Here is a 24464-nt window from a genome sequence, read left to right as displayed (position 1 = left end):
GCCGAACCGGTGACCGGCATCTCGCGTCGAGCGTTGGGACGGATGGCGGCCGGCGCCGGCGTGCTCGGTTCCGTCGGGTGGGCGCAGGGCTGCGCGGAACCGGCTACCGAGCACGGCCAGTCCAGCGGACCGCCGCCTTCGCCGGGCAAGGGCGTGGGCTTCGTCCTCTCCCACGAGCAGTTCCGCACCGACCAGCTGGTGGCACAGGCTCAGGCGGCCGAACACGCCGGCTTCCAACACGTATGGGCCAGCGACCACATCCAGCCGTGGCAGGACAACGAAGGCCACGCCATGTTTCCGTGGCTGACACTGGCCCTAGTCGGCAGCGCCACCAGCCACGTGTCGTTCGGCACCGGGGTGACCTGTCCGACCTACCGCTACCACCCCGCGACGGTGGCGCACGCGTTCGCGTCGCTGGCGATCCTTTATCCCGGCAGGGTGTTTCTGGGTGTGGGCACCGGTGAACGGCTCAACGAACAGGCCACCACGAACACCTACGGCAACTACGCCGAGCGTCACGACAGGCTGGCCGAAGCGGTACAGCTGATCCGCCAACTGTGGAGCGGTTCGCGAATCTCCTTCGCCGGCCGGTATTTTCAGATGAATTCGCTGAAACTCTACGATGTTCCGCCGACGCCCCCACCGATCTTCGTCGCGGCCGCCGGCCCGAAGAGCGCGAAACTGGCCGGACAGTACGGTGACGGCTGGATCACGCAGGCGAACGATATTACGAATCCAAAACTGTTGGCCGCCTTCGGTGCGGGCGCCCAGGCCGTCGGTCGTGACGTGGCCACCCTCGGCAAACGCGCCGAACTGTTCGCGGTCGTCGGCGACAACGCCGTCGCGGCCAGGGCCGCCACGCTGTGGCGTTTCACCGCCGGGGCCGTCGATCAGCCCAATCCCGTCGAGATCCAGCGCGCGGCCGAGTCAAACCCCATCGACAAGGTGCTGGCGGGCTGGACCGTCGGCACCGACCCGGCTCGCCACATCGAGGCCGTCCAGGGGATCCTCGACGCCGGCGCGGTCCCGTTTCTGCACTTTCCGCAAGACGATCCCGGTGTGGCTATCGAGTTCTACCGCGCCAACGTCTTGCCGAAGTTGCGCTGACCGGACCCGGGCCGCCCACCGTTTCGGCGCCGCCGCCCCGGGTATCCGCACGCAACTTCGACTAGCAGCCCCACCCGGAAGGCAACGCATGGATGCAATCACTTTTCTTCGTCAGGACCACAAGAGCGTGCTCGGTTTGTTGGAGACGCTCGACGGCGCGCCGTCGGGCGAGGGCGCCCAGGCGAGCGGTCTGGAAACGATGGTGAACAACCTCGTCATCGCCGAATCGCAGCACGAAGCCATTGAAGAGCAGTTCTTTTGGCCCGCGGTGCGCGACGCGATCGGCGACGGCCTCGTCGACAAGGCCCTCGAGCAGGAGCAGGCCGGAAAGAAGCTGCTGCAGCGCCTCGAGGACGGTAAGCCGGGTGATCCGGATTACCACGAAGCGTTGCAAGAGTTCGTCAAGGCGGGTCGGGAGCACATCGCCTACGAGCAGGACGAGGTCTGGCCGCAGGTCGAAAGCGTGCTCAGCCGTGAGGATTTGGAGAAGATCGGCGAAAAGCTGGAGGCGGCGAAGAAGATCGCCCCTACCCGGCCGCACCCCGATACCCCACCCAACCCGGCCGTACTGAAAACGATGGGCATGGGGGCTGCAATCGTCGACCACCTCCGCGACGCCGTGACCGGCCGCGGCGAGGACAACCCGCCGGATCCGCAGATGCACTGACAACATGGGAAGGGCCGGGCGCCAGGCAAGCAGGGCCCGGCCCTTCCCATGTCCAATTAGCCGGTGGGAACGTGTTGTTCGTGGGTGAAGGGCTTCTCGGCGTTGACCGCCGGCGAGCCCTGCGGGTTCACCTTGGCGCCGGTGTTCTTGCGGGTGGTGCCGCCCAGCCATTGTTCTTCGGGCTTTTCGACGTACTCCCATTCCGTGCCCTCGGGCCAGGGGCCCTGCCCTTGGTTCCACGGGCCGCGGATGGACTCGCCACCGCCGTTGGACATGTTGAACGCCACGTTCTGGAACCGCGGGTCGCCCGGCAGCTGCCCCGGCGGGAAGTTCACCGGGAGCTCATTGAGCGCCGCTGTGAACTGCTGATAGTGCGCCACCTCGCGTGTCATCAGGAACGTCAAGGTGTCCTGCACGCCGGGGTCGTCGGTGAACTGCTTGAGGTATTCGTAGACGATCTTGGCGCGCGATTCCGCCGCGACGTTGTTGCGCAGATCCACGGTCGGGTCGCCGTTGGCATCGATGTAGGCGCCGGTCCAGTTGTTTCCCCCGGAGTCCTTGACATCCGGGCCACCGCCGCTGAGCACGAGAAACAACGGATTGACCGCAACCGAGTGGATGAGGCCGTCCCGGCCGCCACCATTTGCCGCCACCGCCGGCATCCAGTCGCATTTTTCATTGGCAATCTTGAGGTTGTCGTTGAGCCCGTCGAGCAACATCGTGATCATCGATCCGACCATTTCGAGGTGGCTGAGCTCCTCGGTCGCGATATCCATGAACAGGTCATACATTTTCGGGTTTTTCTGCCGCAGCACGAACGCCTGGGTGAAGTACTGCAGCGCCGCGGTGAGTTCGCCGTTGGCTCCGCCGAACTGGTCCATCAGCAGCGACGCGAACCGAGGATCGGGTCGATCGACACGAACCTCGAATTGAAGATCTTTGTTGTGCACAAACACTGGTGTCTCCCTTGGGGGGTCGAGATCGGGTTGTCGACGCCGGATACCCGGGGCCTTTTGCGCCAAACTCGGGGGACAGCAAATTTCTGGGCCGCGAGGGTGACGGCTTCGATGACATCGTGCAGAATGCGCCCCTATGGAGTCTTTAGACCCAACCTCACGGCACGAGCTGGCTACGCGCATGGCCCAGCTCGCCCGTGAGATCGCCACGCCACGCTCGCTCGACCGGGTCCTCGCCGATGTGACCACCGCGGCGGTGGAGCTGATACCGGCCACGGACATCGCGGGAGTGCTGCTGCTCAAGGGGGGCGGCGAGTTCGAATCGGTCGCGGACACCGACAGTTTGGTGGCGCAGCTCGACAAGCTCCAGAACGACTTCGGCGAGGGCCCCTGTCACGACGCCGCCCTCAAAGAAACGATCGTGCGCACCGACGACCTCCGTGACGAACCGCGCTGGCCTCGCTACGCGCCGGCCGCCGTGGATCACGGGGTGCTCAGCAGCCTCTCGTTCAAGCTGTACACCGCCGAGCGCACCGCCGGCGCCCTCAACCTGTTCAGTTTCCGGGCCAATGTGTGGGACACCGAAGCCGAGACCATCGGATCCGTGTTCGCCGCCCATGCCGCCTCGGCGATCATGGCCGGACGGCACGGCCGGCAGATGCAATCGGCCCTGTCCACACGAGACCGCATCGGCCAGGCCAAGGGCATCATCATGGAGCGCTACGGCGTCGACGATGTGCGGGCTTTCGAGTTGCTGCGCCGGCTTTCCCAGGAAAGCCAGACCAAACTCATCGATGTCGCGCAGCGCGTGATCAATACCCGCAGCGCCGACTGAACCTCCGCCGCCTCGCTCTAGGATGGGGTGGCTTCATCAACGAGGCCGGCGCGGCGTTGCGCCGGGGATTGGTTGGCCACGGTGTGGGACTTCGAAACAGACCCCGAATACCAGGCAAAGCTGGACTGGGTCGAAAAATTCATGGCCGAAGAGCTGGAACCGCTCGACCTGGTCGCGCTCGACCCGTACGACAAGAAGAACGCCGAGATGATGGCCATCCTGCGGCCCCTGCAGCAGCAGGTGAAGGACCAGGGGTTGTGGGCCGCACACCTGCGTCCGGAGTTGGGCGGCCAGGGCTTCGGCCAGGTCAAGCTGGCGCTGCTCAACGAAATCCTGGGCCGCTCACGCTGGGCTCCGTCGGTGTTCGGCTGTCAGGCACCGGATTCCGGAAACGCCGAGATCCTCGCCCTGTTCGGCACCGACGAGCAGAAGGCCCGCTACCTGCAGCCGTTGCTGGACGGCGAAATCACCTCCTGCTACTCGATGACCGAACCGCAAGGCGGTTCTGACCCAGGCCAATTCGTCACCGCCGCAATCCGAGACGGCGACTACTGGGTGATCAACGGGGAGAAGTGGTTCTCCACCAACGCCAAGCACGCGTCGTTCTTCATCGTCATGGCGGTCACGAATGCCGAGGCCCGCACCTACGACAAGATGTCGCTGTTCATCGTTCCGGCCGAAACGCCCGGCATCGAGATCGTGCGCAATGTCGGTGTCGGAGCCGAATCTTCACAGCGGGCCACCCACGGCTACGTCCGCTACAACGACGTCCGGGTGCCCGCCGATCATGTGCTCGGCGGCGAGGGGCAGGCGTTCATGATCGCGCAGACCCGTCTGGGTGGCGGGCGGATCCACCACGCCATGCGGACGATTGCCTTGGCCCGCAGCGCCTTTGACATGATGTGTGAGCGTGCGGTGTCACGCAAGACCCGGCACGGCCGGCTGGCCGATTTCCAGATGACCCAGGAGAAGATCGCCGACAGCTGGATCCAGATCGAGCAGTTCCGTCTACTGGTGCTGCGCACCGCGTGGTTGATCGACAAGCACCACGACTACCAGAAGGTGCGCCGCGACATCGCGGCGGTGAAAGTGGCCATGCCCCAGGTGCTGCACGACGTCGCGCAGCGGGCCATGCATCTGCACGGCGCGCTCGGCGTCTCCGATGAGATGCCGTTCGTCAAGATGCTGGTGGCCGCCGAGTCGCTGGGTATCGCCGACGGCGCCACCGAACTGCACAAGATGACGGTCGCCCGCCGGACCCTGCGCGAATACGAGCCGGTGACAACGCCTTTCCCGTCAGCTCACATACCGACCCGACGGGCCGAAGCGCAGGCGCGCCTGGCCGAGCGGCTCGAACACGCCGTCGCCGAGTTCTAAGACGCCCAACGCTTCAGGCGACGAACCGCACGACGCTTTCGGCCACGCACGCCGGCTTGGGCGACCCTTCGATCTCGACGGTGGTCGAGATGGTCGCCTGCACGGCGCCGTTACCCACGTCGTCGACGCTGACCAACGAACTCTGGGCGCGCACCCGGGAGCCGACCGGGACCGGCGCGGGAAAGCGAACCTTGTTGAGGCCGTAGTTGATTGCGAGCTTGATGCCGTTGACGGTGTAGATCTGGTGCTGCAGCCGCGGCAGCAGAGCCAAGGTCATGAAGCCGTGGGCGATGGTCGTGCCGAACGGACCCGCCGCGGCCCGTTCCGGGTCGACGTGGATCCACTGGTGATCGCCGGTCGCATCGGCGAACAGGTTGACGTCTTCCTGGGTGACGGTGACCCAGTCGCTGTGACCGAGGGCTTCGCCCGCGGCGGCGGCGAGTTCGCTGACTGATTCGAAGGTGCGCATTGGCGGGTTCTCCTTTATTTCGGCTGCCAACAATAGCGCCGGGGCCCGATGCCGGCGCCAGACGGTCGCCGTTTCATCCGAGCCGTCCGGGGAACCCCCCTGCCAACTCCGCCTCCACAGAAAAGGAAGCCACCATGCCAGATCACAAGGGCCACAAGGCCGAGGAAGACGTGGACGCTGAGACCCACCAGACTCAGTCCCGCGCCGCCGCGGGCGAGGAAGATGGCTCGTACGTGGGCGCGGCGGGCTCCGACGATTCTTTCGACGCCGGCGAGTCGGGCGCCGAAGCCCGCAGCCAAGACGGCTAGCGCCGCACTCGATCGGCCATAGCGGTGGCGCTTGGCAGTCGGCTAGCCGAGCGCACCGATCGCCGCCTGCAGCTTGGCCGTGGCCTGGTCGGCGACGTCCTGCAAGGCCCCGGCCTCGCCCGTCACCTTGACCATGAGTTGGGGATCCATCGCCTCGACCAGGACGGCGTCGCCGTCGGGGTCGGATCGCACCACCACGTTGCACGGCAGCAACTGGCCGATCTGGCGGTGGATGCCCAGCGCGCGATGCGCCAGCACCGGGTTGCAGGCACCGAGGATCAGGTAGTTCTCCATGTCCTCCCCGAGCTTCTGTTTCAGCGTGGCCTTCACGTCGATCGTGGTCAGCACGCCGAAACCCTGATCGGCCAGTGCCTTCGTCGTCCGATCCACCGCGTCCTCGAACGAGGTGTGCAGCGTAGTGCTCAATCCTGACGTCATGTGTTCCTCCTCTTTCCGGCGTTGCGCCACTGCCTAGAAGTTCACCGCTGCCGGCTAGGCCTCGGTGCGTGGCCGCTGCAGCTGGGTGAACTGCGGAATGGCGGCCAGGGCGGCCAGCGCGTCGAACAGCGCGACCGCGGCGTCGGCGTCGGGCAGCCCTGTCAGGACCGGCCCGAAGAACGTGTGCTCGCCGATGCGCAGGATCGGGCTGCCGCCGGTTTCACCCAGTGCATCCTGCCCCTCCTGGTGTGCGCTCCTGACGATGTCGTCCAGTGCCGCATCGGAAACGGCGGCCGGCGCGACGTCACGAAGGTTCGCCGCGCTCAACACGTCGGCTATCAGCGAGTCGGTAAGGGGTTGCGAACGGTCGAAGTATCGCTCGCCGAAGGCGAAATACGCGGCGGTGAACCCGGCGCTGCCGTGCTCGCGGGCGATGGCGGCCATCAGCCGGCCGAGCTGCTGCGAGTCACGCATCCGGTCCTGGTGCGCGGGCGACATTTCGCGGCCCTCGTTGAGGACGGCCAAGTTCATCAGCCGCCAATCGACGGCCAGCCCGTGCTTCTCGGCGGCGGAGCGCAGCCACCGTGCGGTGTTCCACGTGAAGGGACACACCGGGTCGAGCCACAGGGTCACCCCCGGTGCGGTCGAGTCGCTCTGTGCCGCAGACATTTTCCCTCCGTTCGTCGTGGCCGGGCGATCACGCCAGGCTCAAAAACAGCTTCTCCAGTTCGTCGATCGACAGGGCCGGCCGTTCCTGCGACGTCGTGATGCAGTCCCGCAGTCCGGACGCGATGATCTTGAAACCCGCGCGGTCCAGGGCTTTGGATACCGCGGCCAACTGGGTGACGACGTCTTTGCAGCTGCGTCCCTGCTCGATCATCGAGATGACGCCGCCGAGCTGTCCCTGCGCCCGACGCAACCGGGCGAGGACGGCATCGATGTCGCCCTGGTTATGTCTGGCGATGTCGCGGTCCAGCGGAGAACCGCCTTGAACTTCGTTTGCCATAGTTTCTTCATACCATACCCCGAGGGGTATATCCACGCCGTGGCTGATACCCTAGGGGGTATGGTATTACTTGATTAGGTTCCAAACCAGACTGCGGTTACCCGATCACGCGACCAAGCGCGATGCATAGGCGCCGCCGACCAGGCGCGGGCCAAATGGCTCTGTCGCGTGTGGTGCCCCAGGTCGAGACTTCCTACCAGAAAGACCAGGTCGCGAAGGGAAGGAAACGTCAATGTCCACGCTTGTCAAACGGGCATGGGTGCCGCTTGTCGTCGTAGCGGCGGTTGCCCTCGGCGGCATCGCCGTCGACCGGCTCCGCGGTGTTTTCGGCTCCGAGGCGATCTTCACCACGACCGGCACCAGCGCCGAGCCGCTCGAAGCCACGCACGTCAAGCGGGTGACCTATGAGGTCTACGGGCCCAGCGGCACAACCGGAAGCGTGAACTACCTCGACAACAACGCACAGCCGAAGCAGGTCGACTTCACCGCGCTGCCGTGGACGCTCACCATCACCACCACCGTGCCCGCAGTGATCGCCAGCCTGGTGGCGCAGGGCAGCGGCATTGACATCGGGTGCCGCATCACCGTCAACGGCGAGCTCAAGGACGAGCGATCCTCGGCCGGGCGTCATGCCCAAACCTCCTGTCTGGTGAAGGCCGCATGAACACCAACAACGACAATCATCCGAAATTCATGCGGTTCGTCCGCAGGTTCGCCGTCCCCATCCTGCTGGGATGGCTGCTCCTGACGGTGGCCCTCAACGTGTTCGTGCCGCCGATCGAGTCGGTCGCACGAAACCACGCGGTGACCATGTCGCCGCAAGATGCGCCCGCAATGATCGCCGCCAAACACATCGGCGCAACGTTTCACGAGTCGGACTCTGACAGCATCGCGATGATCGTCCTGGAGAACAGCAGTCCACTCGGCGACGAGGCGCGTCGCTTCTACGACGGCCTGGTGAAGAAACTGCAGGCCGATCCCAAACACGTGCAGCATGTCCAAAACGTATGGGGGGACCCACTTACCGCCGCCGGCGTCCAGAGCCGGGACGGCAAAGCCGCCTACGTCCAGCTCAACCTGGCGGGCAATCAGGGCAGCACCGCAGGCAACGAATCCGTGAAAGCCGTCCGCGAGATCGTCGACAGCTCAAATCCGCCCAAGGGGCTCAAGGTATACGTCACGGGACCCGCGGCGCTGACCACCGACATGAACGAAGCCGCCGATAAAAGCATGTTCAAGATGATGGGCGTGACCGGCCTGGTCATCATGATCATGCTGTTCATCGCCTATCGTTCGATCAGCACGGTGCTTCTGGTTCTCGTCATGGTTGGTTTCGAAATGGGCACGGCCAGAGGGCTGGTCGCGCTCCTCGGGAACTCCGGCCTACTGGGCTTCTCGACGTTCGTCGTTGCGATGTTGTCTTCGTTGGCGATCGCGGCGGGAACCGATTACGCGATCTTTCTCGTCGGGCGCTATCAAGAGGCGCGTCAGGCCGGTGAAGATCGAGAAACCGCCTACTACACGATGCTTCGCGGGACCTACCACATCATCTTGGGCTCGGGGTTGACGATCGCCGGTGCTACGTTCTGCCTGTACTTGGCACGCCTCGCGTATTTCAAGGCGCTCGGCATCCCGTCAGCGCTGGGCCTGCTTGTCGTTGTGGCGGGGGCGATGACGGCGGCGCCCGCAGTCGTCGCGGTGGCCACCCGATTCGGCTTGCTCGACCCCCGACGCATGATCAAGACGCGCGGCTGGCGGCGGATCGGCACCGCCTCTGTTCGCTGGCCCGGTGCGGTGTTCGCGACCTCGCTCGTCATAGCCATCGTCGGCATCCTGATCATGCCGAGCATGAAGGTCAGCTACAACGATCGCTTCTACATACCGCGTGGCCTGCCGTCGAACGTCGGATATGCCGCGGCCGAGCGCCATTTCAGCGCCGCCACCATGAATCCCGACATCCTGATGGTCGAAAGCGATCACGACATGCGTAACAGCGGCGACATGATCATGCTGGACCGGATCGCCAAGAACGTCTTCGCATCACCTGGAATCGCGATGGTGCAGAGCATCACCCGGCCGTTAGGCGGTCCGATCGAGCATACGTCCATCCCGTTTCAGGTCAGCGCGCAAGCGATTCCGATCCGGCAGAACATTCAGTTCATGAAGGACCGCACCGATGACATGCAGAAGATGGGTGATGACCTCGGCGCCATGATCGTCTCGATGCGGCGGATGCAGGGCCTGCTCGGACAGATGGGCGGCACGACGCATCAGATGGTCGGCGATATGCACGAGATGCAGACCACGCTGAACGAGATGCGCGATCATCTGGCGGACTTCGATGATTTCGCGCGACCGTTCCGCAACTATCTGTATTGGGAGCAGCATTGCTTCAACATCCCGGTGTGCTGGGCCTCGAGATCGGTCTTCGAAGCGATCGACGGCGTGGACAAATTCAGCGAGAACATGACCACGCTGATCAAGGACGTGAACAACGTCGACGCCATACTGCCCGAGATGCTGACCGAGTTTCCGCCGATCATCGCCGTCGCCCAATCGATGCAGGGGACGCTACTTACGATGCACAGCAGCTTCTCCGGCCTGATCACGCAAATGGAGCAGATGACCGACATGGCGAGCGCGATGGGACAGGCCTTCGACGCCTCCCGCAGTGGCGACTACTTCTACCTGCCGCCGGAAGCATTCCAGAATCCCGACTTTCAGCGCGGTCTTAAACTTTTCCTGTCGCCCGATGGGAAGGCCGCGCGCTTCATCATCACCCACGAGGTGGATCCTGCGACACCGGCTGGCATCTCCGCGGTCATGCCGGAGCTGACCGCCGCGCATCAAGCGGTGAAGGGGACCACCCTGACCGGCGCCAAGTTCTACCTCGCCGGGACCGCGGCCATCTACCGCGACATCCAATCGGGCTCCCATTACGACCTGCTGATCGTGGGGCTAGCGGCGCTGACGCTGATCTTCGTCGTGATGCTGATCATCACCCGCGCATTAGTCGCCTCCCTGGTGATCGTCGGCACGGTGCTGCTGTCGCTGGGCGCTGCCTTCGGTCTCTCTGTCCTGGTGTGGCAACACCTCTTCGGCCTCGAATTGAATTGGATCGCGCCGGTGTTCGGGTTGATCATCCTGCTGGCGGTCGGATCCGATTACAACCTGCTGCTGGTCTCGCGGTTCCAGGAAGAGATCGGCGCGGGCGTGAAGACCGGCATCATCCGCTCGATGGGCGAAACTGGTGGAGTCGTCACGTCGGCGGGCCTGGTGTTCGCCTTCACGATGATGTCGATGGTCGCCAGCGATCTGCGCTCGATCGGCCAGGCCGGCAGCACGATTGGTCTCGGGCTGCTTTTCGACACGCTGATTGTGCGCTCGCTGATGACACCGTCGATCGCGGCCCTGCTCGGGCGCTGGTTCTGGTGGCCGATGCGGGTGCGGTTGCGGCCCGCCAGCTCCATGCTCCGGCCCTTCGGTCCGCGTCGCCTCGTTCGGTCGCTTCTACTGGGTGAGGCGCCGGACGGGGCATATGGCGAACCCGGTGGGGCCCTGGCTCCGTCACGGAGGTGATGATCGCAGGCGCAGGATGGTGCTGTGAGGCTCCTGCTGATTGCCGACACCCACATCCCCAAGCGCGCCCGCGACCTGCCGGCGCCGGTGTGGGACGCGGTGGCCGCGGCCGACGTCGTCGTGCACGCGGGCGACTGGATAGCGCCGGAATTCCTCGATGAGCTCGAGGCCCGAGCGGCCAGGCTGGTCGGGTGCTGGGGCAACAACGACGGCCCGGCGATACGGGCGCGACTGCCCGAACGCGCCGATGTGACCCTGGCCGGGGTGCGGTTGACGGTCGTGCACGAGACCGGCGCCACCACCGGACGCGAGACGCGCATGTCGCGGCTCTATCCCGACACCGAGGTGCTGGTCTTCGGGCACAGCCACATCCCGTGGGACACCACCACCGAAACCGGGTTGCGACTGCTCAATCCCGGGTCGCCGACGGACCGCCGCCGCCAGCCGTTCTGCACCTACATGACGGCCCGCGTCGACGCCGGCGCGCTGACCGACGTCGAGCTGCATCGTCTGCCCAGGTAACGGGTACATACCTGCTACATAGCTTCCCCACATAGATAGCTCGGCTACAGAGGTATTATGGGTGCATATGAAATCACGCACCGATGTGGCGGGCGAGCTGTTCGGCGTGGTCGGCAGGTTCCGCCGTCAACTCCGCCGGTCGGCCGGTCGCGGGTTCGATTCGTCACGGCTGTCCGAGTCGCAGTCGGAGCTGTTGTGGCTGGTCGGCCGGCGGCCGGGGATCTCGGTCAGCGCCGCGGCCGCCGAGCTGGGGTTGGTGCCCAACACCGCCTCCACCCTGGTCACCAAGCTGGTGTCGAGCGGTCTGCTGGTGCGGACGGCCGGCGACAGCGATCGCCGGGTGTGCCAGCTGCGGCTCGCCGAGCCCGCTCAGCAGGTCGTCGACGCATCCCGCGCCACCCGGCGGGCATTGCTGTCCGAGGTGATCGACGAGCTTGACGACGACCAAATCGAGGCTTTGACAAAAGGATTGGAGGTCCTCGACACGATGACCCGGACAATGAGAGAGCGGCGACCATGAGCGGATCGCTGCCGATGGCGGTCGACGCCAGGAACGTGACCTACCGGTACGGCCAGTTCACCGCCGTCGATGACGTGACACTGCAGGTACGGCCCGGTGAAACCATGGGCCTGCTGGGGCCCAACGGCGCCGGCAAGACGACCATGGTCCGGATGCTGACCACGCTGACCCCGGTCCAGCATGGCGAACTGCGCATTTTCGGGATGGACGCCCGCCGTCAAACCACCGACATCAGAAGCAATATCGGCTATGTGCCCCAACAGCTTTCGATCGAGCCCGCATTGACCGGCAAGCAGAACGTGGCGTGGTTCGCGCGGCTGTACGGGGTGCCGCGCGCCGAGCGTGCCGACCGCGTCGACCAGGCGCTGGTCGCCATGGATCTCATCGACGTGGCCGACCGGCTGGCGTCGTCCTACTCCGGCGGCATGGTCCGGCGCCTCGAGGTGGCGCAGGCGTTGGTCAACCGCCCGTCGCTGCTGGTGCTCGACGAGCCGACTGTCGGGCTCGATCCCATCGCGCGGGACGGCGTGTGGGAACAAGTGCAGAAGATGCAGTCCCAGTTCGGCATGACGGTGCTGCTGACCACGCACTACATGGAGGAAGCCGACGCGTTGTGTGATCGGGTCGCGCTGATGCACCGCGGTCAACTGCGCGCCGTCGGCACGCCCGACAGGTTGAAGGCCAAGGTGTCTGCCAACGCCACGCTCGAGGATGTGTTCCGTCATTACGCGGCGTCGGGTCTGGCCGATGAGGCGGACCCCGCGGAAGCCAACGGGTCGATTCGTGAAATTCGTTCCAGCAGAAAGGTGGCGCGCCGTGTCGGTTGATAACGCCGGGGCCGCAACACTGCTTCGCGCACCGCACGGATGGCAACGGGCCGGCGCGTTGGCCAGCCGCATCGGAGCGTTCGCGATCGTCGAACTGCAGAAGCTGCAGCACGACCGGACCGAACTTCTCACCCGGATGGTGCAGCCCGCGCTGTGGCTGTTGATCTTCGGGACGACGTTCAGCCACCTCCATGTGATCCCCACCGGATCGGTGTCGTATCTGGCGTTCCTGGCACCGGGGATCATCGCCCAGTCGGCGCTGTTCATCTCCATTTTCTATGGGATACAGATCATTTGGGACCGCGACGCCGGCGTGCTGGCCAAGCTCATGGTGACGCCCGCGCCGGCCTCGGCGCTGATCACCGGCAAGGCGTTTGCGGCCGGGGTCCGTTCGGTGGCCCAGGTGGTGGGCGTGCTGGCGCTGGCGTACGTGATGGGTGTCGGCCTGACGGTCAATCCGTTGCGGATCGTGGCGGCGATGGCCATCGTCATGCTCGGCGCCGCCTTTTTCGCCTGTCTGTCCATGACGCTGGCCGGGTTGGTCCGCAGCCGTGACCGCCTGATGGGGATCGGGCAAGCGATCACGATGCCCTTGTTCTTCGCCTCCAACGCCCTGTATCCGGTCGACGTGATGCCGGCGTGGCTGCACGTGCTGAGCAAGGTCAACCCGCTCAGTTACGAGGTGAACGCGCTGCGCGCGCTGTTGATCGGCACCCCCTTCAACCCCGCGGACATTCTGGTGCTGGTGGTGGCCGCGGTGCTCGGAATCGTCACGGCGTCAACGCTTTTGCGTCGCTTGGTGGCCTGATCCGCCGGAAGGCGATAGCGCACGCGCTACCGGACCGCAAGGTGGGCGCATGATTCCGAAAGCCGATCGTGACCCGACCGTGACGATTTCCGCGCGAGGCCCAATCGTTAGCTAACCGCGATCTGACATCCCGGCCGCGACAAACGAATTCGGCCCTCCCGCTGTGTTTGACTCCCCGAGAACAGATTCGACCGCACCCTGCGGCAGATGAAAGTTGGGATGGGTAGAGAGCTATGTCGTTCTTCGAAAAGTTGCGTGGCGCAGCGGCTACCATGCCGCGCCGACTGGCGATCGCGGCTATGGGGGCCTCCCTGCTGTCCGGCCTTGCCGTTGCCTCTGGCGGCTCCCCCGTCGCGGGAGCCTTCTCCAAGGCGGGGCTTCCGGTTGAATACCTCGAGGTGCCGTCGCCGTCGATGGGCCGCAACATCAAGGTCCAGTTCCAGGGCGGCGGACCGCACGCCGTTTACCTGCTCGACGGCCTGCGCGCGCAGGACGATTACAACGGCTGGGACATCAACACCCCCGCCTTCGAGGAGTTCTACCAGTCCGGCCTGTCGGTGATCATGCCGGTCGGCGGCCAGTCCAGCTTCTACAGCAACTGGTACCAGCCGTCCTCGGGCAACGGGCAGAACTACACCTACAAGTGGGAGACCTTCCTGACCCAGGAGATGCCGCTGTGGATGCAGGCGAACAAGCAGGTCTCGCCGGCCGGCAACGCCGCGGTCGGGCTGTCGATGTCGGGCGGCTCCGCGCTGATCCTGGCGGCCTACTACCCGCAGCAGTTCCCCTACGCCGCGGCACTGTCGGGCTTCCTCAACCCGTCCGAGGGCTGGTGGCCAACCCTGATCGGGCTGGCGATGAACGACGCGGGCGGTTACAACGCCAACAGCATGTGGGGGCCGTCCAGCGACCCGGCGTGGAAGCGCAACGACCCGATGGTCCAGATTCCGCGACTGGTCGCTAACAACACCCGCATCTGGGTCTACTGCGGTAACGGCACGCCCAGCGACCTCGGCGGCGACAACATGCCGGCCAAGTTCTTGGAAGGCATGACGCTACGCACCAACGAGCAGTTCCAGAACAACTACGTGGCCGCGGGCGGACGCAACGGTGTGTTCAACTTCCCGGCCAACGGGACGCACTCGTGGCCCTACTGGAACCAGCAGTTGGTCGCGATGAAGCCCGACATCCTGCAAACCCTCAACACGGTCAACGCCGCACCGGTTAGCGCCCCCGCCGCTAGCCCTCCCGCGGCCTGAGGCCAAAAAGCCAGCATCGGCAGTAGCGCACCGGTCAGCGCTACTGCCGATGCTATTTCCTCAGGCCTCCTTGAGCAGGGCCCGGCGGTCGGAGTGGAAGTACGTGTAGCCGGTGGTCAGCGCGCACACCACGGTGGCCACCACCAGCATCCACGTTCCGTTGACGAACAGGCTGATGAAGCCACCCGCGGCGGCGCCCAGCACCAGGCTGGCGAACAGCAGAAAGTAGCCCAGCCAATCCGCGGCCGTCCCACCCGCGATGTGGCGTTCGATGCCCTGACCCATCTTCACCAGCGTGCCGGTGACATAGCTCAGCGGAACCGACACCTCACCGTCCTTGACGAACGACGTGTTCAAGGCCCCAATCCCGAACGCCACCAACATGATCGGCGCGAAATCGAGCAGGTTCTCGGTCCAGCCCTCGTCGACGACGTCGACCGCGGTCGCCGCCGCCAAACTGAACGTCGTCAGCACCGTCGGCCCGTGCGGGTGCGCCACCCAGAAATGCCGCCGGCATACCGACGCGATGATCACGCCCGCGACGAAGCACACGATCAACACACCCGCCGAGATCGACAGCACCACGTCGCCGCGGAAGAACCCGAGCGCCGCCCGCTGGGCGTTGCCTGTCATGAAGGTCACAAAGTATCCGGCGGAATGCGTATAGGCGGTCGCCCCCAATATCCCGGCCAGCACGGCCAGGACCCACGACAACCGTGTTTCACTGTTGTTGATCTCGTTCGGCACACGCACATGCTGTCAGACCGTCGCGGCCCGCGCAGCGCGCGCGAGGCCGGGCCAGAGACGGCGACGCGCTAGGCGGCGGTGAGACGGGCGATGGAGCGCAACGGAATCGGCAGCCAGGCCGGCCGGTGCCGCGCTTCGTAACCGGCCTCGTAGACCGCCTTGTCGAGCTCGTAGGCCGCCAGCAGCTGCGCCGAATCGCGCGGATCCGTGCCGGAGGCGGCCGCGTAGCCGTCGCAGAACGCGGTGCGGTTGCGCTCGACCCACTCGCGGGCCCGGGCCGCCAACTGCTTGTCGTCGGCCTGGTCGACCAGTGGCCCGTATGCGGCGTACTCGAACGAGCGCAGCACGCCGGCCACGTCGCGCAGCGCCGAGTCGGGTGCGCGGCGTTCCTCGAGCGGCTGCCCCGGCTCGCCCTCGAAATCGATGAGCAGCCAGCGCTCCGGCGTGCGCAGCACCTGGCCCAGGTGCAGATCGCCGTGGACGCGCTGGACGGTGATCGTCTCGGTGACCAGCTTGGCGAACCGCTCCTCGATCGTCGCCGCGTGCTCCTCGAGCTCGGGTACCAGGGCCGCGGTCGCGGACAGCCGCGCCAGCACGTTGTCCACCGGAAATACGGCCTGCGAGGTGCCGAGGGTCTCGGCCAGGGTGGCGTGCACGGAAGCCACGGCCTCGCCAAGCCGGTAGGACTCTCCGGCGAAGTCGCCGCCGACCTCGTACGCGTACAGGTCGCCCTCGGCGAACAGGTCACGAACGCTGGCGGTGGCCATCGCCCAGCCCTCCGCTGAGTTGGCCGCGAATTCGGTGACCATGCCCAACGGCCACGCCGCGTCGGCGCCGCCGTCGCGGCCGGTCATCTCGTAGGTCCCCAGCAGCCGCGCGACGTGCGGGTTGCCGGCCCGGCCGAGGACGCGGTTCAGCTCGATGTCGGGGTTGATGCCGCTGCTGACGCGGCGGAACACCTTGAAGATGGCGTCGCGGTCGAAGATGACGCTGGTATTGGACTGCTCGGCGTCGGAGACGTGCGGCATCGCCTCCAGCGGGAGCTTTACGCCCGGCTCTTTGGCGAAGATCACCTCGGCGCCCGACGCGTCGCGCACGGCCGACGAGTCGATCAGGGAGAGCAGCAACCGCGGCGCCTCCGCGTCGTACATCGCGTCGAACCCGGTCCGGTCGTCGGCCGAACCGATGGTGGCGACGCTGCTGTACTCGGAGACCGGTGCGGCATCCCATCGCACGATCACCTGGTACCGGTGGCGTGAACCGTCGGCGTAGTCGGCGTCGACGAGGACCAGGTCGAGGTCGTCGTCGAGCGGGACGACAACACTGGACTCGGCGCGCGACAGTTGCCGGTTACGTCCGGCGTACCAACGTTGCTGTGGAAGCCACTCAGACCACGGCAGCTTGGCTGGCTGAGTCATTTGGGCCACTCCTCCTTATGCGCATCAGTCTGCCTCGTCGCGGGGCGCGGGGTCGTCATGCGTCCTCCGCGCATCCGGTCAGCTGGAACCAGTAGAAACCGTGTCCCGGCAGTGTCAGCAGGTAGGGCAGGTGGCCGATGCGCGGGAATTCCACGTGCCCGGTCAGCTCGACCGGCGTGCACCCGCTCCAGTGCTGCAGGTTCAATTCGATCGGCTGGGGAAAGCGCGAGAGGTTGTTGACGCACAACACGGTGTCGCCGTCGTCGGATGCCTGCCGCACGAACGCCAGCACCGACGGGTTCGAGCCGCCGAGCTCTTCGAACGTTCCGATCGCGAAGGCCGTATGGCGGCGCCGCACCGCCAGCATCGTCCGGGTGAAGTTCAGCAGCGACGTGTTGGTGTCGCGCTGGGCCTCGACGTTCACCGCCTGATAGCCGTAGACGGAGTCCTGGCTGGGCGGCAGGTAGAGCCGCCCGGGATTCGCCTTGGAAAAGCCCGCGTTGCGGTCCGGCGTCCACTGCATCGGCGTGCGCACGCCGTCCCGGTCGCCGAGCCAGATCACGTCACCCATGCCGATCTCGTCGCCGTAGTACAAGACCGGCGAGCCGGGCAGCGACAGCAGCAGCGCGGTGAACAGCTCGATCTGGTTGCGGTCGTTGTCCAGCAGCGGCGCCAACCGGCGGCGGATGCCGACGTTGGCCTTCATCCGCGGATCCTTGGCGTACTCGGAGTACATGTAGTCGCGCTCTTCGTCGGTGACCATTTCCAGCGTCAGCTCGTCGTGGTTACGCAGGAAGATCCCCCACTGGGCCATGTCCGGGATCTCGGGCGTCTGGGCGAGGATCTCCGAGATCGGAAAGCGAGATTCGCGGCGCACCGCCATGAAGATGCGCGGCATCAGCGGGAAATGAAATGCCATGTGGCATTCGTCACCGCCGGTGGTGGCGTCGCCGAAGTATTCGACGACGTCGGCCGGCCACTGGTTGGCCTCGGCCAGCAGCACCCGTCCCGGGAATTCGTCGTCGATGACCTTGCGCACGCGCTTGAGGAAGGCGTGGGTCTCGGGCAGGTTCTCGCAGTTGGTGCCCTCGCGTTCGAACAGGTAGGGCACGGCGTCGAGCCGGAACCCGTCGATGCCCAGCTCGAGCCAGAAGCGCAGCACGTCGATCATCGCTTCCTGCACGGCCGGGTTGTCGTAGTTCAGGTCCGGCTGATGCGAGAAGAACCGGTGCCAATAGAACTGCTTGCGCACCGGGTCGAACGTCCAGTTCGACTCTTCGGTGTCGATGAAGATGATCCGGGCGTCGGTGTAGCGCTCGCTGGTGTCGCTCCACACGTAGAAGTCGCCGTATGGGCCGTCGGGGTCGTGCCGCGACTCCTGAAACCACGGGTGGGAGTCGGACGTGTGGTTCATCACCAGGTCGGTGATGACCCGGATCCCGCGCTCGTGCGCGGCGTTGAGCAGCGCGACGAAATCCTCGACCGTCCCGAATTCGGGCAGCACCTTGTAGAAGTCCCGGATGTCATACCCGCCGTCGCGCAGGGGCGAGTCGTAGAAGGGCGGCAGCCAGATGCAGTCGATGCCCAACCACTGCAGGTAATCCAGTCGTTGCAGCAGCCCGCGCAGGTCACCGGACCCGTCCGCGTTGCCGTCCAGGAAGGCCCGCACCAGCACCTCGTAGAACACGGCGTGCTTGAACCACGTGGGGTCGGTGGGCAGCGCGGCGGCGTTGTTGAAATCCTCGGCGTCGGGGTGCTCGACGACGCCGTCCTGGACGTGACTGCCCCCCTCGGGATGGTGCTCGACAGCTTCTCTTGCGTCGTTCATCAAATCCACGATGCCACGGGTACCCTAGGCGCGACTTTCGGAATCACGCCCACACGCTTGTGACGAAACACGCCCGGTGACAAATGAATTGACTCCCCGCGGGGTCTCGCCGGCGTGGATGTCAGGCCGGCGGACCCTCCGCCAGTGTGATGTTCGCGGTGCGCTCACCGCCGTCGTTGGACCGGTAGTGCACCGTGATCGCGTCGCCGGGGTGATGCGGAACGAGCACCTCGGTCATGGACGTCGCGCCGGTGATCGCGACGTTGTCGACGCCGGTGATGACGTCGCCGGGCGCGATGCCGGCGGCGCCGGCGGGACCGGTGCTCACCACCCGCTGCACCCGCGCGCCGTTGCCGTTGTTGTCCATCACGCCCAGGCCGAGGAACGCGGTGGGACCGATGTGCACGGTGTTCGAGCCGGCGCCCGACCGGATCTGCCCGGCGACGCCCATCGCGCGTCCGATGGGGATGGCGAAGCCCTGACCGCCGGACATCTTGTAGCTGTCGGTGGCGGCGGTGTCCACGCCGATCACCTGACCGGCGTTGTTCACCAACGGCCCGCCGGAGTCACCGGGCTTGATCGGCGCGTCCGCCTGGATGAGGCCACCCAGGCTCTCCTGAGCGCCGGTCAGGGTGTCCGTCGCCGAGACGCTCTGGTTCAGTGCGACGACCTTGCCGGTCACCGCGTTGGGCGTGCCGCCCTGCCCATTGACGTTGCCGAGCGCGACGACGGGTTCTCCCACCGTGGCCTCGCCGCCGATCACGGCGGTGGGCAGGCCGGAGGCGCCGCGCAGTTGCAGCACCGCGATGTCCTGCGTGCGGTCATAGCCCACCACGTCGACGGCGTAGGTCTGCCCGTTGCCGACGTCGAATGCGCTGATGTCGGTGGCGCCGGAGATCACGTGGTTGTTGGTCAGGACCACGCCGTTGGGATCGATGACGATGCCCGTTCCGGCGCCCACCGCATTGTTGTAGCCGAACTTGGTGTCGATGTTGACCACCTGCGGCCCGACCTGACCCACCATCGCCGACGGATCCAGCGGCGCCTGGGGACGATCGGTGTACCGATCCAGCGCCAGGTTCGACGGTGACGCCACCGCAGGCGCAAGACCCACACCGGTTCCCAAGCCGAGGCCCAGCCCGACCACGGTCAGCGCGCTGACCAACCATGACCACCGGACGGCGCGGCGGTGCGATTTGCTCATCGGTGTCACCCTCCTGCTTTGCGGTAGAGAACAAACTGTCCCGGCCTCAAGCTCTTGGCGGCACATTTGTGTGTATATAACCGTAATGCAGATAGCTATGCACGACATGTGTCAGGTCTGACGAGGCTCGTCGGCTTCCGGTGCATACTTCCCGCTCGTCCTAAGCTGGCCCGGTGGGCGAATTCGACCCCAAGGCCCGCTTCACCGAGTCCCCGGTGGCCCGACTGGCCACGGTTGCCCCCGGCGGGCAACCACACGTCGTGCCGGTGGTCTTCGCGGTCGCCACCGACGCCCGGGACGGCTCCGACGTGGTGTACACGGCCGTCGACGCGAAACCGAAAACGACGCGGCGGCTGCGCCGCCTGGCCAACATCGACAGCAACCCGCGCGTGAGCCTGCTGGTCGATCACTACGCCGACGACTGGACCCAGCTGTGGTGGGCGCGCGCCGACGGTGTCGCCACGATCCACACCGACGGGGACGCCGCAGACCTGGGCTACCGGCTCCTGCGCGCGAAATACCCCCAGTATCAATCGGTTTCACTGGACGGACCGGTTATAGCGGTGGCGGTGCGGCGTTGGTCCGGCTGGCATTACTGATCGGGGCCCCGAACCGTCGCGGCGCGCGCACCACTCGATCTGGCCCGACGGTCTTGTGGTCTACCGAAGTTGGGTGAATGGTAGCTAGTTAGGTGCTAGCGAGGTCAGCAACGGTGCGTCCCGGCATCTGGAGGAAAGTCATGGCCGACAGGACAAATACTTCCCAAGGCGCGGGGAACGCCCCCACCGCCGACGGTCCGGACCAAATCCGCAACGTGGTGCTGGTGGGCCCGTCCGGGGGCGGCAAAACCACACTCGTAGAAGCCCTGTTGGTCGCCGCCGGTGTGTTGACCCGAAGCGGCTCGGTCGCCGACGGCAGCACGGTCTGCGACTACGACGACGCCGAGATCCGCCAGCAACGGTCGGTGGGTGTGGCCGTGGCATCGCTGTCGCACGACGGCGTCAAGGTCAACCTGGTCGACACCCCCGGATACGCCGACTTCGTCGGCGAGTTGCGCGCCGGACTGCGGGCCGCGGACTGCGCGCTGTTCGTGATCGCGGCCAACGAGGGCGTCGACGAGCCCACCAAATCGCTGTGGCAGGAATGCAACCAGGTCGGTATGCCCCGCGCCGTGGTGATCACCAAGCTCGACCACACCCGCGCGAACTACGCCGAAGCCCTGGCCGCCGCGCAGGATGCCTTCGGCGACAAAGTTTTACCGCTGTATCTGCCCACCGGCCTGCCCAACTGCAGCGGCCTGATCGGACTGCTGTCGCAGAAGCGCTACGAATACACCGACGGCACGCGGGCCGTGCAGGCGCCGAATCCCTCCGACGCCGAGCAGATCGAGGAAGCGCGCGGCGCCCTGATCGAAGGAATCATCGAGGAGTCCGAGGACGAGTCGCTGATGGATCGCTATCTCGGGGGCGAGGCCATCGACGAATCCGTGCTCATCGCGGATCTGGAGCGGGCCGTCGCCCGGGCCTCGTTCTTTCCGGTGATCCCGGTCTGCAGCAGCAGCGGCGTCGGCACCCTGGAATTGCTGGAGGTCGCCACGCGCGGCTTCCCGTCGCCGCGGGAACACCCGCTGCCGGAGGTCTTCACGGCGGTCGGTGCGCCGCACGCCACCCTGACGTGCGATGCGGACGCGCCGTTGCTCGCGGAGGTGGTGAAGACGACGTCGGACCCGTACGTGGGCAGGGTCAGCCTGGTCCGGGTGTTCTCCGGCACCATCAGGCCCGACACGACGGTCCATGTGTCGGGCCATTTTGCGTCGTTCTTCGGCGCCGCCAACGGTAACGGCCACGCCCACCCCGACCACGACGAGGACGAGCGCATCGGGGTGCTGTCCTTCCCGCTGGGCAAGCAGCAGCGCCCGGCGGCGAGTGTGGTGGCGGGTGACATCTGCGCGATCGGGAAGCTGAGCCGCGCCGAGACGGGTGACACGCTTTCGGACAAATCCGAACCCCTGGTCTTGAAGCCCTGGACCATGCCCGAGCCGCTGCTGCCGGTCGCCATCGCGGCGCACGCCAAGACCGACGAGGACAAGCTGTCGATGGGGCTGGGACGGCTGGCCGCCGAAGATCCGACGCTGCGGATCGAGCAGAACTCCGAGACGCATCAGATCGTGCTGTGGTGCATGGGCGAATCGCACGCCGGCGTGGTGCTCGACGCGCTGGCCAACCGCTACGGGGTCACCGTCGATACCGTGGAACTGCGGGTCCCGCTGCGAGAAACGTTCGGCGGCAAGGCAAAAGGCCATGGCCGCCACGTCAAGCAGTCCGGCGGGCACGGGCAGTACGCCGTGTGCGACATCGAGGTGGAGCCGCTGCCGGAGGGTTCGGGATTCGAGTTCGTCGACAAGGTGGTCGGCGGGGCGGTGCCGCGCCAATTCATTCCGAGTGTGGAGAAGGGTGTGCGCGCCCAGATGGAGAAGGGCGTGCACGCGGGCTACCCGGTGGTCGACATCCGCGTCACGCTGCTCGACGGCAAAGCGCACAGCGTCGACTCGTCGGACTTCGCGTTCCAGATGGCCGGCTCGCTGGCGCTGCGGGAGGCCGCGGCGGCAACCAGGGTTGCGCTGCTCGAGCCCATCGACGAGATCTCGGTGCTGGTGCCCGACGACTACGTCGGCGCGGTGATGGGTGACCTGTCCAGCCGGCGCGGCCGGGTGCTGGGCTCCGACACCGCGGGCAACGAACGCACCGTGGTCAAAGCCGAGGTGCCCCAGGTGGAACTGACCCGGTACGCCATCGACCTGCGGTCGCTGGCGCACGGCGCGGCGTCGTTCACCCGGTCGTTCGCCCGTTACGAACCGATGCCGGAATCCGCGGCAGCCAGGGTGAACGCCACCGTCTAGGGCCCTGGCCCGTCAGGCCGTCCGACCGAACCGCGCGGCCACCGCGCGGCGGTCCAGCGAACCCTTTGCGGTGTGCGGCAATTCATCGGCCTGCTGGAACTGGGCCGGCACCTCGAAGGGGGCCAACCGGCCGCGGCAGAACGCCGCCAGTTCGTCGGGGGTCGGCGCCGCCGATCCGCGCGCGACGATGACCGCCGCCACCGCCTCGCCGTAGAGCTTGTCCGGCACGCCGAACACGCCCACCTCGAGCACGTCGGGATGGCTGGCCAGGACACCCTCGACGCGCTCCGGTGAAATCTTTTCCCCGCCCCGGTTGATGAGCTCCTTGATCCGGCCGCGGATGACGAGATCGCCGGCCGGTGACAGGGTGCCCAGGTCCCCGGTGTGCAGCCATCCTTCGGTGAAGTTGGCGGCGGTGATCGACGGGTCGCCGAGGTAACCGCGCACCACGGTGGGGCCGTGCAGCCAGACTTCGCCGACGGCCTCCGCGGGCAGCGCCTGACCGTCCGGCCCGACGATCCGGATTTCCGGACCGGTCGAGCGGCCCACGAGACCCGGTGTGGCACCGGGGTTTTCGCTATGCCCGGCGCCGCCGATGGCCGTCGTTGCCACCTGGTGGGTGGACTCGGTCATCCCGAATGCGCACACCACCGGTGCCGAGAACGTGTCGTGCAGCGCCTGCGCGGTCTCGGCGGTCAGCGGCGCGCTGCAGCTCCGGATGAACCGCAGGGCGGGCGTGCGGTCCGGTTGCTCGGATCGCGCGCGTTCCAACAGGATTTGATGGATCGTCGGGACGGCGGTGTACCAGGTGGCGCCGACGGCCTCGATGTCATCCCAGAACGTATGCGCGGAGAACTTCCCGCGCGCGGGCAGCAGCACCGCTCCCCCGGACACCAGGGTGCCCAGCAGGGCGGCGAGCAGTCCGTGGCCGTGGTAGAGCGGCATCACCGCCACCGTCGCGTCGCGCGGACCCAACCCGTACCCGGCGACGATGGCCGCCACCGAGGCGGCGATGTTATGGCGGGTCCACGGAACCATTTTGGGCACTCCGGTGGTCCCGCCGGTGAACATGATCATGGCGTCGTCGTCGCGCAGGCCCTCCGGTGTCGAGACGTCCGGCCGGGGCGCCGCGGTGACGTCCAGGGTGACCGCCGGGGCGGTGCCGTCAGGCCCGACCGTCACCGCGACGGGCCACCGCGGGGGTGCCGCCTGGTCACAGTCGGCGTCGCCGGGTTGGTCGACGAGCACCACCCGGGCACCGACCGCATCGCTGCGGGCGCGCTGGTCGGCGAGGGGCAAAGCCGGATCCAGGGGAACCGCAACGAGGTTCGCGCGCGACGCCGCCAGCAGTGCGACGACGAATTCGGCGTTGCTGGCTGCGCGCAGCGCGACGCGATCCCCCGGCTGCAGGCCGCCGGCCTGCAGCCGGGTGGCCAGATCATCGACCAGCCCGATCAGGTCGCGGTAGTTCACGGGTGTGCGTTCGGCGGTGACGACCAACGCCCGCGCCTGCGGCGACCGGCGTGCCGCCGCCTCGACCAGGTCGGCCAGACGGGGGCTGGCGGATTCCGTCGAGCCCTGGCTGCTGCCAATCGCCTCAGACCTCATCACCGTGCTCCTTCCACTTCTTCTACCGCTGCCCACCCTGCCGCGCGGGCTTCCGGGCCGTCCAATATCGATTCGCTCACGA

The 24464-nt window shown here is 66.5% G+C and carries 24 protein-coding genes; 14 read left to right on the top strand and 10 right to left on the bottom strand.

Annotated features, from left to right (window positions below):
• Positions 1–9: 9 nt before the first annotated feature.
• Together AC5Y5B_RS16190 and AC5Y5B_RS16185 are read left to right on the top strand one after the other, a co-directional pair.
• Positions 10–1107 carry a F420-dependent hydroxymycolic acid dehydrogenase gene (locus tag AC5Y5B_RS16190; RefSeq protein WP_112632057.1) on the top strand — a complete coding sequence of 366 codons (1098 nt, stop codon included), beginning with the start codon at positions 10–12 and terminating at the stop codon, positions 1105–1107.
• An 88-nt stretch (positions 1108–1195) separates the two neighbouring features.
• Positions 1196–1774, top strand: coding sequence for a hemerythrin domain-containing protein (locus tag AC5Y5B_RS16185; RefSeq protein ID WP_112632056.1), 579 nt, complete (start codon positions 1196–1198; stop codon positions 1772–1774).
• A 56-nt stretch (positions 1775–1830) separates the two neighbouring features.
• On the opposite strand, the gene AC5Y5B_RS16180 is transcribed toward AC5Y5B_RS16185, so the two are convergent.
• On the bottom strand, positions 1831–2730 hold the full coding sequence (locus AC5Y5B_RS16180; protein ID WP_112632055.1) for a manganese catalase family protein: 900 nt from the start codon (positions 2728–2730) through the stop codon (positions 1831–1833).
• A gap of 136 nt (positions 2731–2866) precedes the next feature.
• Between AC5Y5B_RS16180 and AC5Y5B_RS16175 the strand changes: the two genes are divergently transcribed.
• Complete coding sequence (locus AC5Y5B_RS16175) at positions 2867–3565, top strand: GAF and ANTAR domain-containing protein (protein WP_500005950.1); 699 nt, start codon at positions 2867–2869, stop codon at positions 3563–3565.
• A gap of 81 nt (positions 3566–3646) precedes the next feature.
• Complete coding sequence (locus AC5Y5B_RS16170; RefSeq protein ID WP_500005976.1) at positions 3647–4942, top strand: acyl-CoA dehydrogenase family protein; 1296 nt, start codon at positions 3647–3649, stop codon at positions 4940–4942.
• A 13-nt stretch (positions 4943–4955) separates the two neighbouring features.
• Here the strand turns inward: AC5Y5B_RS16170 and AC5Y5B_RS16165 are convergent, their stop codons facing one another.
• The gene (locus AC5Y5B_RS16165) at positions 4956–5411 is read right to left on the bottom strand and encodes a MaoC family dehydratase (RefSeq protein ID WP_112632052.1); all 456 of its coding nucleotides are present in this window, start codon (positions 5409–5411) and stop codon (positions 4956–4958) included.
• 134 nt (positions 5412–5545) lie between these two features.
• Between AC5Y5B_RS16165 and AC5Y5B_RS16160 the strand changes: the two genes are divergently transcribed.
• Positions 5546–5719 (top strand): hypothetical protein, encoded by a 174-nt coding sequence (locus AC5Y5B_RS16160; RefSeq protein WP_165821753.1) that lies wholly within the window; start codon positions 5546–5548, stop codon positions 5717–5719.
• Positions 5720–5761: 42 nt separating this feature from the next.
• Here the strand turns inward: AC5Y5B_RS16160 and AC5Y5B_RS16155 are convergent, their stop codons facing one another.
• Genes AC5Y5B_RS16155 through AC5Y5B_RS16145 form a run of 3 tightly spaced genes read right to left on the bottom strand, consistent with a single transcriptional unit; the run spans position 5762 to position 7163 of the window.
• A complete protein-coding gene (locus tag AC5Y5B_RS16155; RefSeq protein ID WP_112632051.1) occupies positions 5762–6157 on the bottom strand; it encodes a DUF302 domain-containing protein in 396 nt (131 codons plus the stop codon).
• 54 nt (positions 6158–6211) lie between these two features.
• Positions 6212–6826 (bottom strand): mycothiol-dependent nitroreductase Rv2466c family protein, encoded by a 615-nt coding sequence (locus AC5Y5B_RS16150; protein ID WP_500005949.1) that lies wholly within the window; start codon positions 6824–6826, stop codon positions 6212–6214.
• A 28-nt stretch (positions 6827–6854) separates the two neighbouring features.
• The gene (locus AC5Y5B_RS16145; protein ID WP_500005948.1) at positions 6855–7163 is read right to left on the bottom strand and encodes a metal-sensitive transcriptional regulator; all 309 of its coding nucleotides are present in this window, start codon (positions 7161–7163) and stop codon (positions 6855–6857) included.
• 232 nt (positions 7164–7395) lie between these two features.
• On the opposite strand from AC5Y5B_RS16145, the gene AC5Y5B_RS16140 reads away from it, so the two are divergent.
• The 7 genes from AC5Y5B_RS16140 (at position 7396) to ag85C (ending at position 14678) form a co-directional block, all read left to right on the top strand.
• Positions 7396–7827 carry an MmpS family transport accessory protein gene (locus AC5Y5B_RS16140; RefSeq protein WP_500005947.1) on the top strand — a complete coding sequence of 144 codons (432 nt, stop codon included), beginning with the start codon at positions 7396–7398 and terminating at the stop codon, positions 7825–7827.
• Positions 7824–10742 carry an MMPL/RND family transporter gene (locus AC5Y5B_RS16135; RefSeq protein ID WP_500005946.1) on the top strand — a complete coding sequence of 973 codons (2919 nt, stop codon included), beginning with the start codon at positions 7824–7826 and terminating at the stop codon, positions 10740–10742. Before AC5Y5B_RS16140 ends, AC5Y5B_RS16135 begins: the two co-directional genes overlap by 4 nt.
• Positions 10743–10766: 24 nt before the next feature.
• On the top strand, positions 10767–11264 hold the full coding sequence (locus AC5Y5B_RS16130) for a metallophosphoesterase family protein (RefSeq protein WP_112632046.1): 498 nt from the start codon (positions 10767–10769) through the stop codon (positions 11262–11264).
• A gap of 67 nt (positions 11265–11331) precedes the next feature.
• The gene (locus AC5Y5B_RS16125) at positions 11332–11784 is read left to right on the top strand and encodes a MarR family winged helix-turn-helix transcriptional regulator (RefSeq protein ID WP_500005944.1); all 453 of its coding nucleotides are present in this window, start codon (positions 11332–11334) and stop codon (positions 11782–11784) included.
• Positions 11781–12611, top strand: coding sequence for an ATP-binding cassette domain-containing protein (locus AC5Y5B_RS16120; protein WP_500005942.1), 831 nt, complete (start codon positions 11781–11783; stop codon positions 12609–12611). Before AC5Y5B_RS16125 ends, AC5Y5B_RS16120 begins: the two co-directional genes overlap by 4 nt.
• Positions 12601–13419 (top strand): ABC transporter permease, encoded by an 819-nt coding sequence (locus tag AC5Y5B_RS16115; protein WP_112632043.1) that lies wholly within the window; start codon positions 12601–12603, stop codon positions 13417–13419. Before AC5Y5B_RS16120 ends, AC5Y5B_RS16115 begins: the two co-directional genes overlap by 11 nt.
• 233 nt (positions 13420–13652) lie before the next feature.
• Complete coding sequence (gene ag85C / locus AC5Y5B_RS16110) at positions 13653–14678, top strand: diacylglycerol acyltransferase/mycolyltransferase Ag85C (protein ID WP_112632042.1); 1026 nt, start codon at positions 13653–13655, stop codon at positions 14676–14678.
• A gap of 60 nt (positions 14679–14738) precedes the next feature.
• On the opposite strand, the gene AC5Y5B_RS16105 is transcribed toward ag85C, so the two are convergent.
• The 4 genes from AC5Y5B_RS16105 to AC5Y5B_RS16090 all read right to left on the bottom strand — a co-directional run bounded on the left by AC5Y5B_RS16105 (position 14739) and on the right by AC5Y5B_RS16090 (position 19875).
• Positions 14739–15425, bottom strand: a complete 687-nt coding sequence (locus AC5Y5B_RS16105) for a YoaK family protein (protein WP_500005939.1) — start codon at positions 15423–15425, stop codon at positions 14739–14741.
• Between the two features lie 68 nt (positions 15426–15493).
• Positions 15494–16843: a maltokinase N-terminal cap-like domain-containing protein gene (locus tag AC5Y5B_RS16100; protein WP_112632040.1), complete on the bottom strand. Its 1350-nt coding sequence runs from the start codon at positions 16841–16843 to the stop codon at positions 15494–15496.
• A gap of 55 nt (positions 16844–16898) precedes the next feature.
• The gene (treS, locus tag AC5Y5B_RS16095; RefSeq protein WP_500005937.1) at positions 16899–18671 is read right to left on the bottom strand and encodes a maltose alpha-D-glucosyltransferase; all 1773 of its coding nucleotides are present in this window, start codon (positions 18669–18671) and stop codon (positions 16899–16901) included.
• A 121-nt stretch (positions 18672–18792) separates the two neighbouring features.
• The gene (locus AC5Y5B_RS16090; protein ID WP_500005935.1) at positions 18793–19875 is read right to left on the bottom strand and encodes a S1C family serine protease; all 1083 of its coding nucleotides are present in this window, start codon (positions 19873–19875) and stop codon (positions 18793–18795) included.
• Positions 19876–20048: 173 nt separating this feature from the next.
• On the opposite strand from AC5Y5B_RS16090, the gene AC5Y5B_RS16085 reads away from it, so the two are divergent.
• Both AC5Y5B_RS16085 and AC5Y5B_RS16080 read left to right on the top strand, forming a co-directional pair.
• On the top strand, positions 20049–20474 hold the full coding sequence (locus tag AC5Y5B_RS16085; RefSeq protein WP_500005933.1) for a TIGR03668 family PPOX class F420-dependent oxidoreductase: 426 nt from the start codon (positions 20049–20051) through the stop codon (positions 20472–20474).
• Between the two features lie 140 nt (positions 20475–20614).
• Positions 20615–22774: an elongation factor G-like protein EF-G2 gene (locus AC5Y5B_RS16080; protein WP_500005931.1), complete on the top strand. Its 2160-nt coding sequence runs from the start codon at positions 20615–20617 to the stop codon at positions 22772–22774.
• 12 nt (positions 22775–22786) lie between these two features.
• Here the strand turns inward: AC5Y5B_RS16080 and AC5Y5B_RS16075 are convergent, their stop codons facing one another.
• Complete coding sequence (locus AC5Y5B_RS16075; RefSeq protein ID WP_500005929.1) at positions 22787–24382, bottom strand: FadD7 family fatty acid--CoA ligase; 1596 nt, start codon at positions 24380–24382, stop codon at positions 22787–22789.
• Between the last annotated feature and the right edge of the window lie 82 nt (positions 24383–24464).

The sequence above is a fragment of the Mycobacterium sp. NGS33 genome, from assembly GCF_059812885.1.
The sequence above is the reverse complement of the archived record's forward strand: the minus strand, read 5'-3'. Positions and strand labels throughout refer to the sequence as shown.

Bases quoted from the DNA above. Each gene is read 5' to 3' on its own strand.
- AC5Y5B_RS16080 (WP_500005931.1), top strand. From the start codon at position 20,615: ATGGCCGACAGGACAAATACTTCCCAAGGCGCGGGGAACGCCCCCACC.
- AC5Y5B_RS16150 (WP_500005949.1), bottom strand. From the start codon at position 6,826: ATGTCTGCGGCACAGAGCGACTCGACCGCACCGGGGGTGACCCTGTGG.
- AC5Y5B_RS16125 (WP_500005944.1), top strand. From the start codon at position 11,332: ATGAAATCACGCACCGATGTGGCGGGCGAGCTGTTCGGCGTGGTCGGC.
- AC5Y5B_RS16185 (WP_112632056.1), top strand. From the start codon at position 1,196: ATGGATGCAATCACTTTTCTTCGTCAGGACCACAAGAGCGTGCTCGGT.
- AC5Y5B_RS16100 (WP_112632040.1), bottom strand. From the start codon at position 16,843: ATGACTCAGCCAGCCAAGCTGCCGTGGTCTGAGTGGCTTCCACAGCAA.
- AC5Y5B_RS16160 (WP_165821753.1), top strand. From the start codon at position 5,546: ATGCCAGATCACAAGGGCCACAAGGCCGAGGAAGACGTGGACGCTGAG.
- AC5Y5B_RS16145 (WP_500005948.1), bottom strand. From the start codon at position 7,163: ATGGCAAACGAAGTTCAAGGCGGTTCTCCGCTGGACCGCGACATCGCC.
- AC5Y5B_RS16120 (WP_500005942.1), top strand. From the start codon at position 11,781: ATGAGCGGATCGCTGCCGATGGCGGTCGACGCCAGGAACGTGACCTAC.
- AC5Y5B_RS16155 (WP_112632051.1), bottom strand. From the start codon at position 6,157: ATGACGTCAGGATTGAGCACTACGCTGCACACCTCGTTCGAGGACGCG.
- AC5Y5B_RS16140 (WP_500005947.1), top strand. From the start codon at position 7,396: ATGTCCACGCTTGTCAAACGGGCATGGGTGCCGCTTGTCGTCGTAGCG.
- AC5Y5B_RS16075 (WP_500005929.1), bottom strand. From the start codon at position 24,382: ATGAGGTCTGAGGCGATTGGCAGCAGCCAGGGCTCGACGGAATCCGCC.
- ag85C (WP_112632042.1), top strand. From the start codon at position 13,653: ATGTCGTTCTTCGAAAAGTTGCGTGGCGCAGCGGCTACCATGCCGCGC.
- AC5Y5B_RS16090 (WP_500005935.1), bottom strand. From the start codon at position 19,875: ATGAGCAAATCGCACCGCCGCGCCGTCCGGTGGTCATGGTTGGTCAGC.
- AC5Y5B_RS16175 (WP_500005950.1), top strand. From the start codon at position 2,867: ATGGAGTCTTTAGACCCAACCTCACGGCACGAGCTGGCTACGCGCATG.
- treS (WP_500005937.1), bottom strand. From the start codon at position 18,671: ATGAACGACGCAAGAGAAGCTGTCGAGCACCATCCCGAGGGGGGCAGT.
- AC5Y5B_RS16135 (WP_500005946.1), top strand. From the start codon at position 7,824: ATGAACACCAACAACGACAATCATCCGAAATTCATGCGGTTCGTCCGC.
- AC5Y5B_RS16165 (WP_112632052.1), bottom strand. From the start codon at position 5,411: ATGCGCACCTTCGAATCAGTCAGCGAACTCGCCGCCGCCGCGGGCGAA.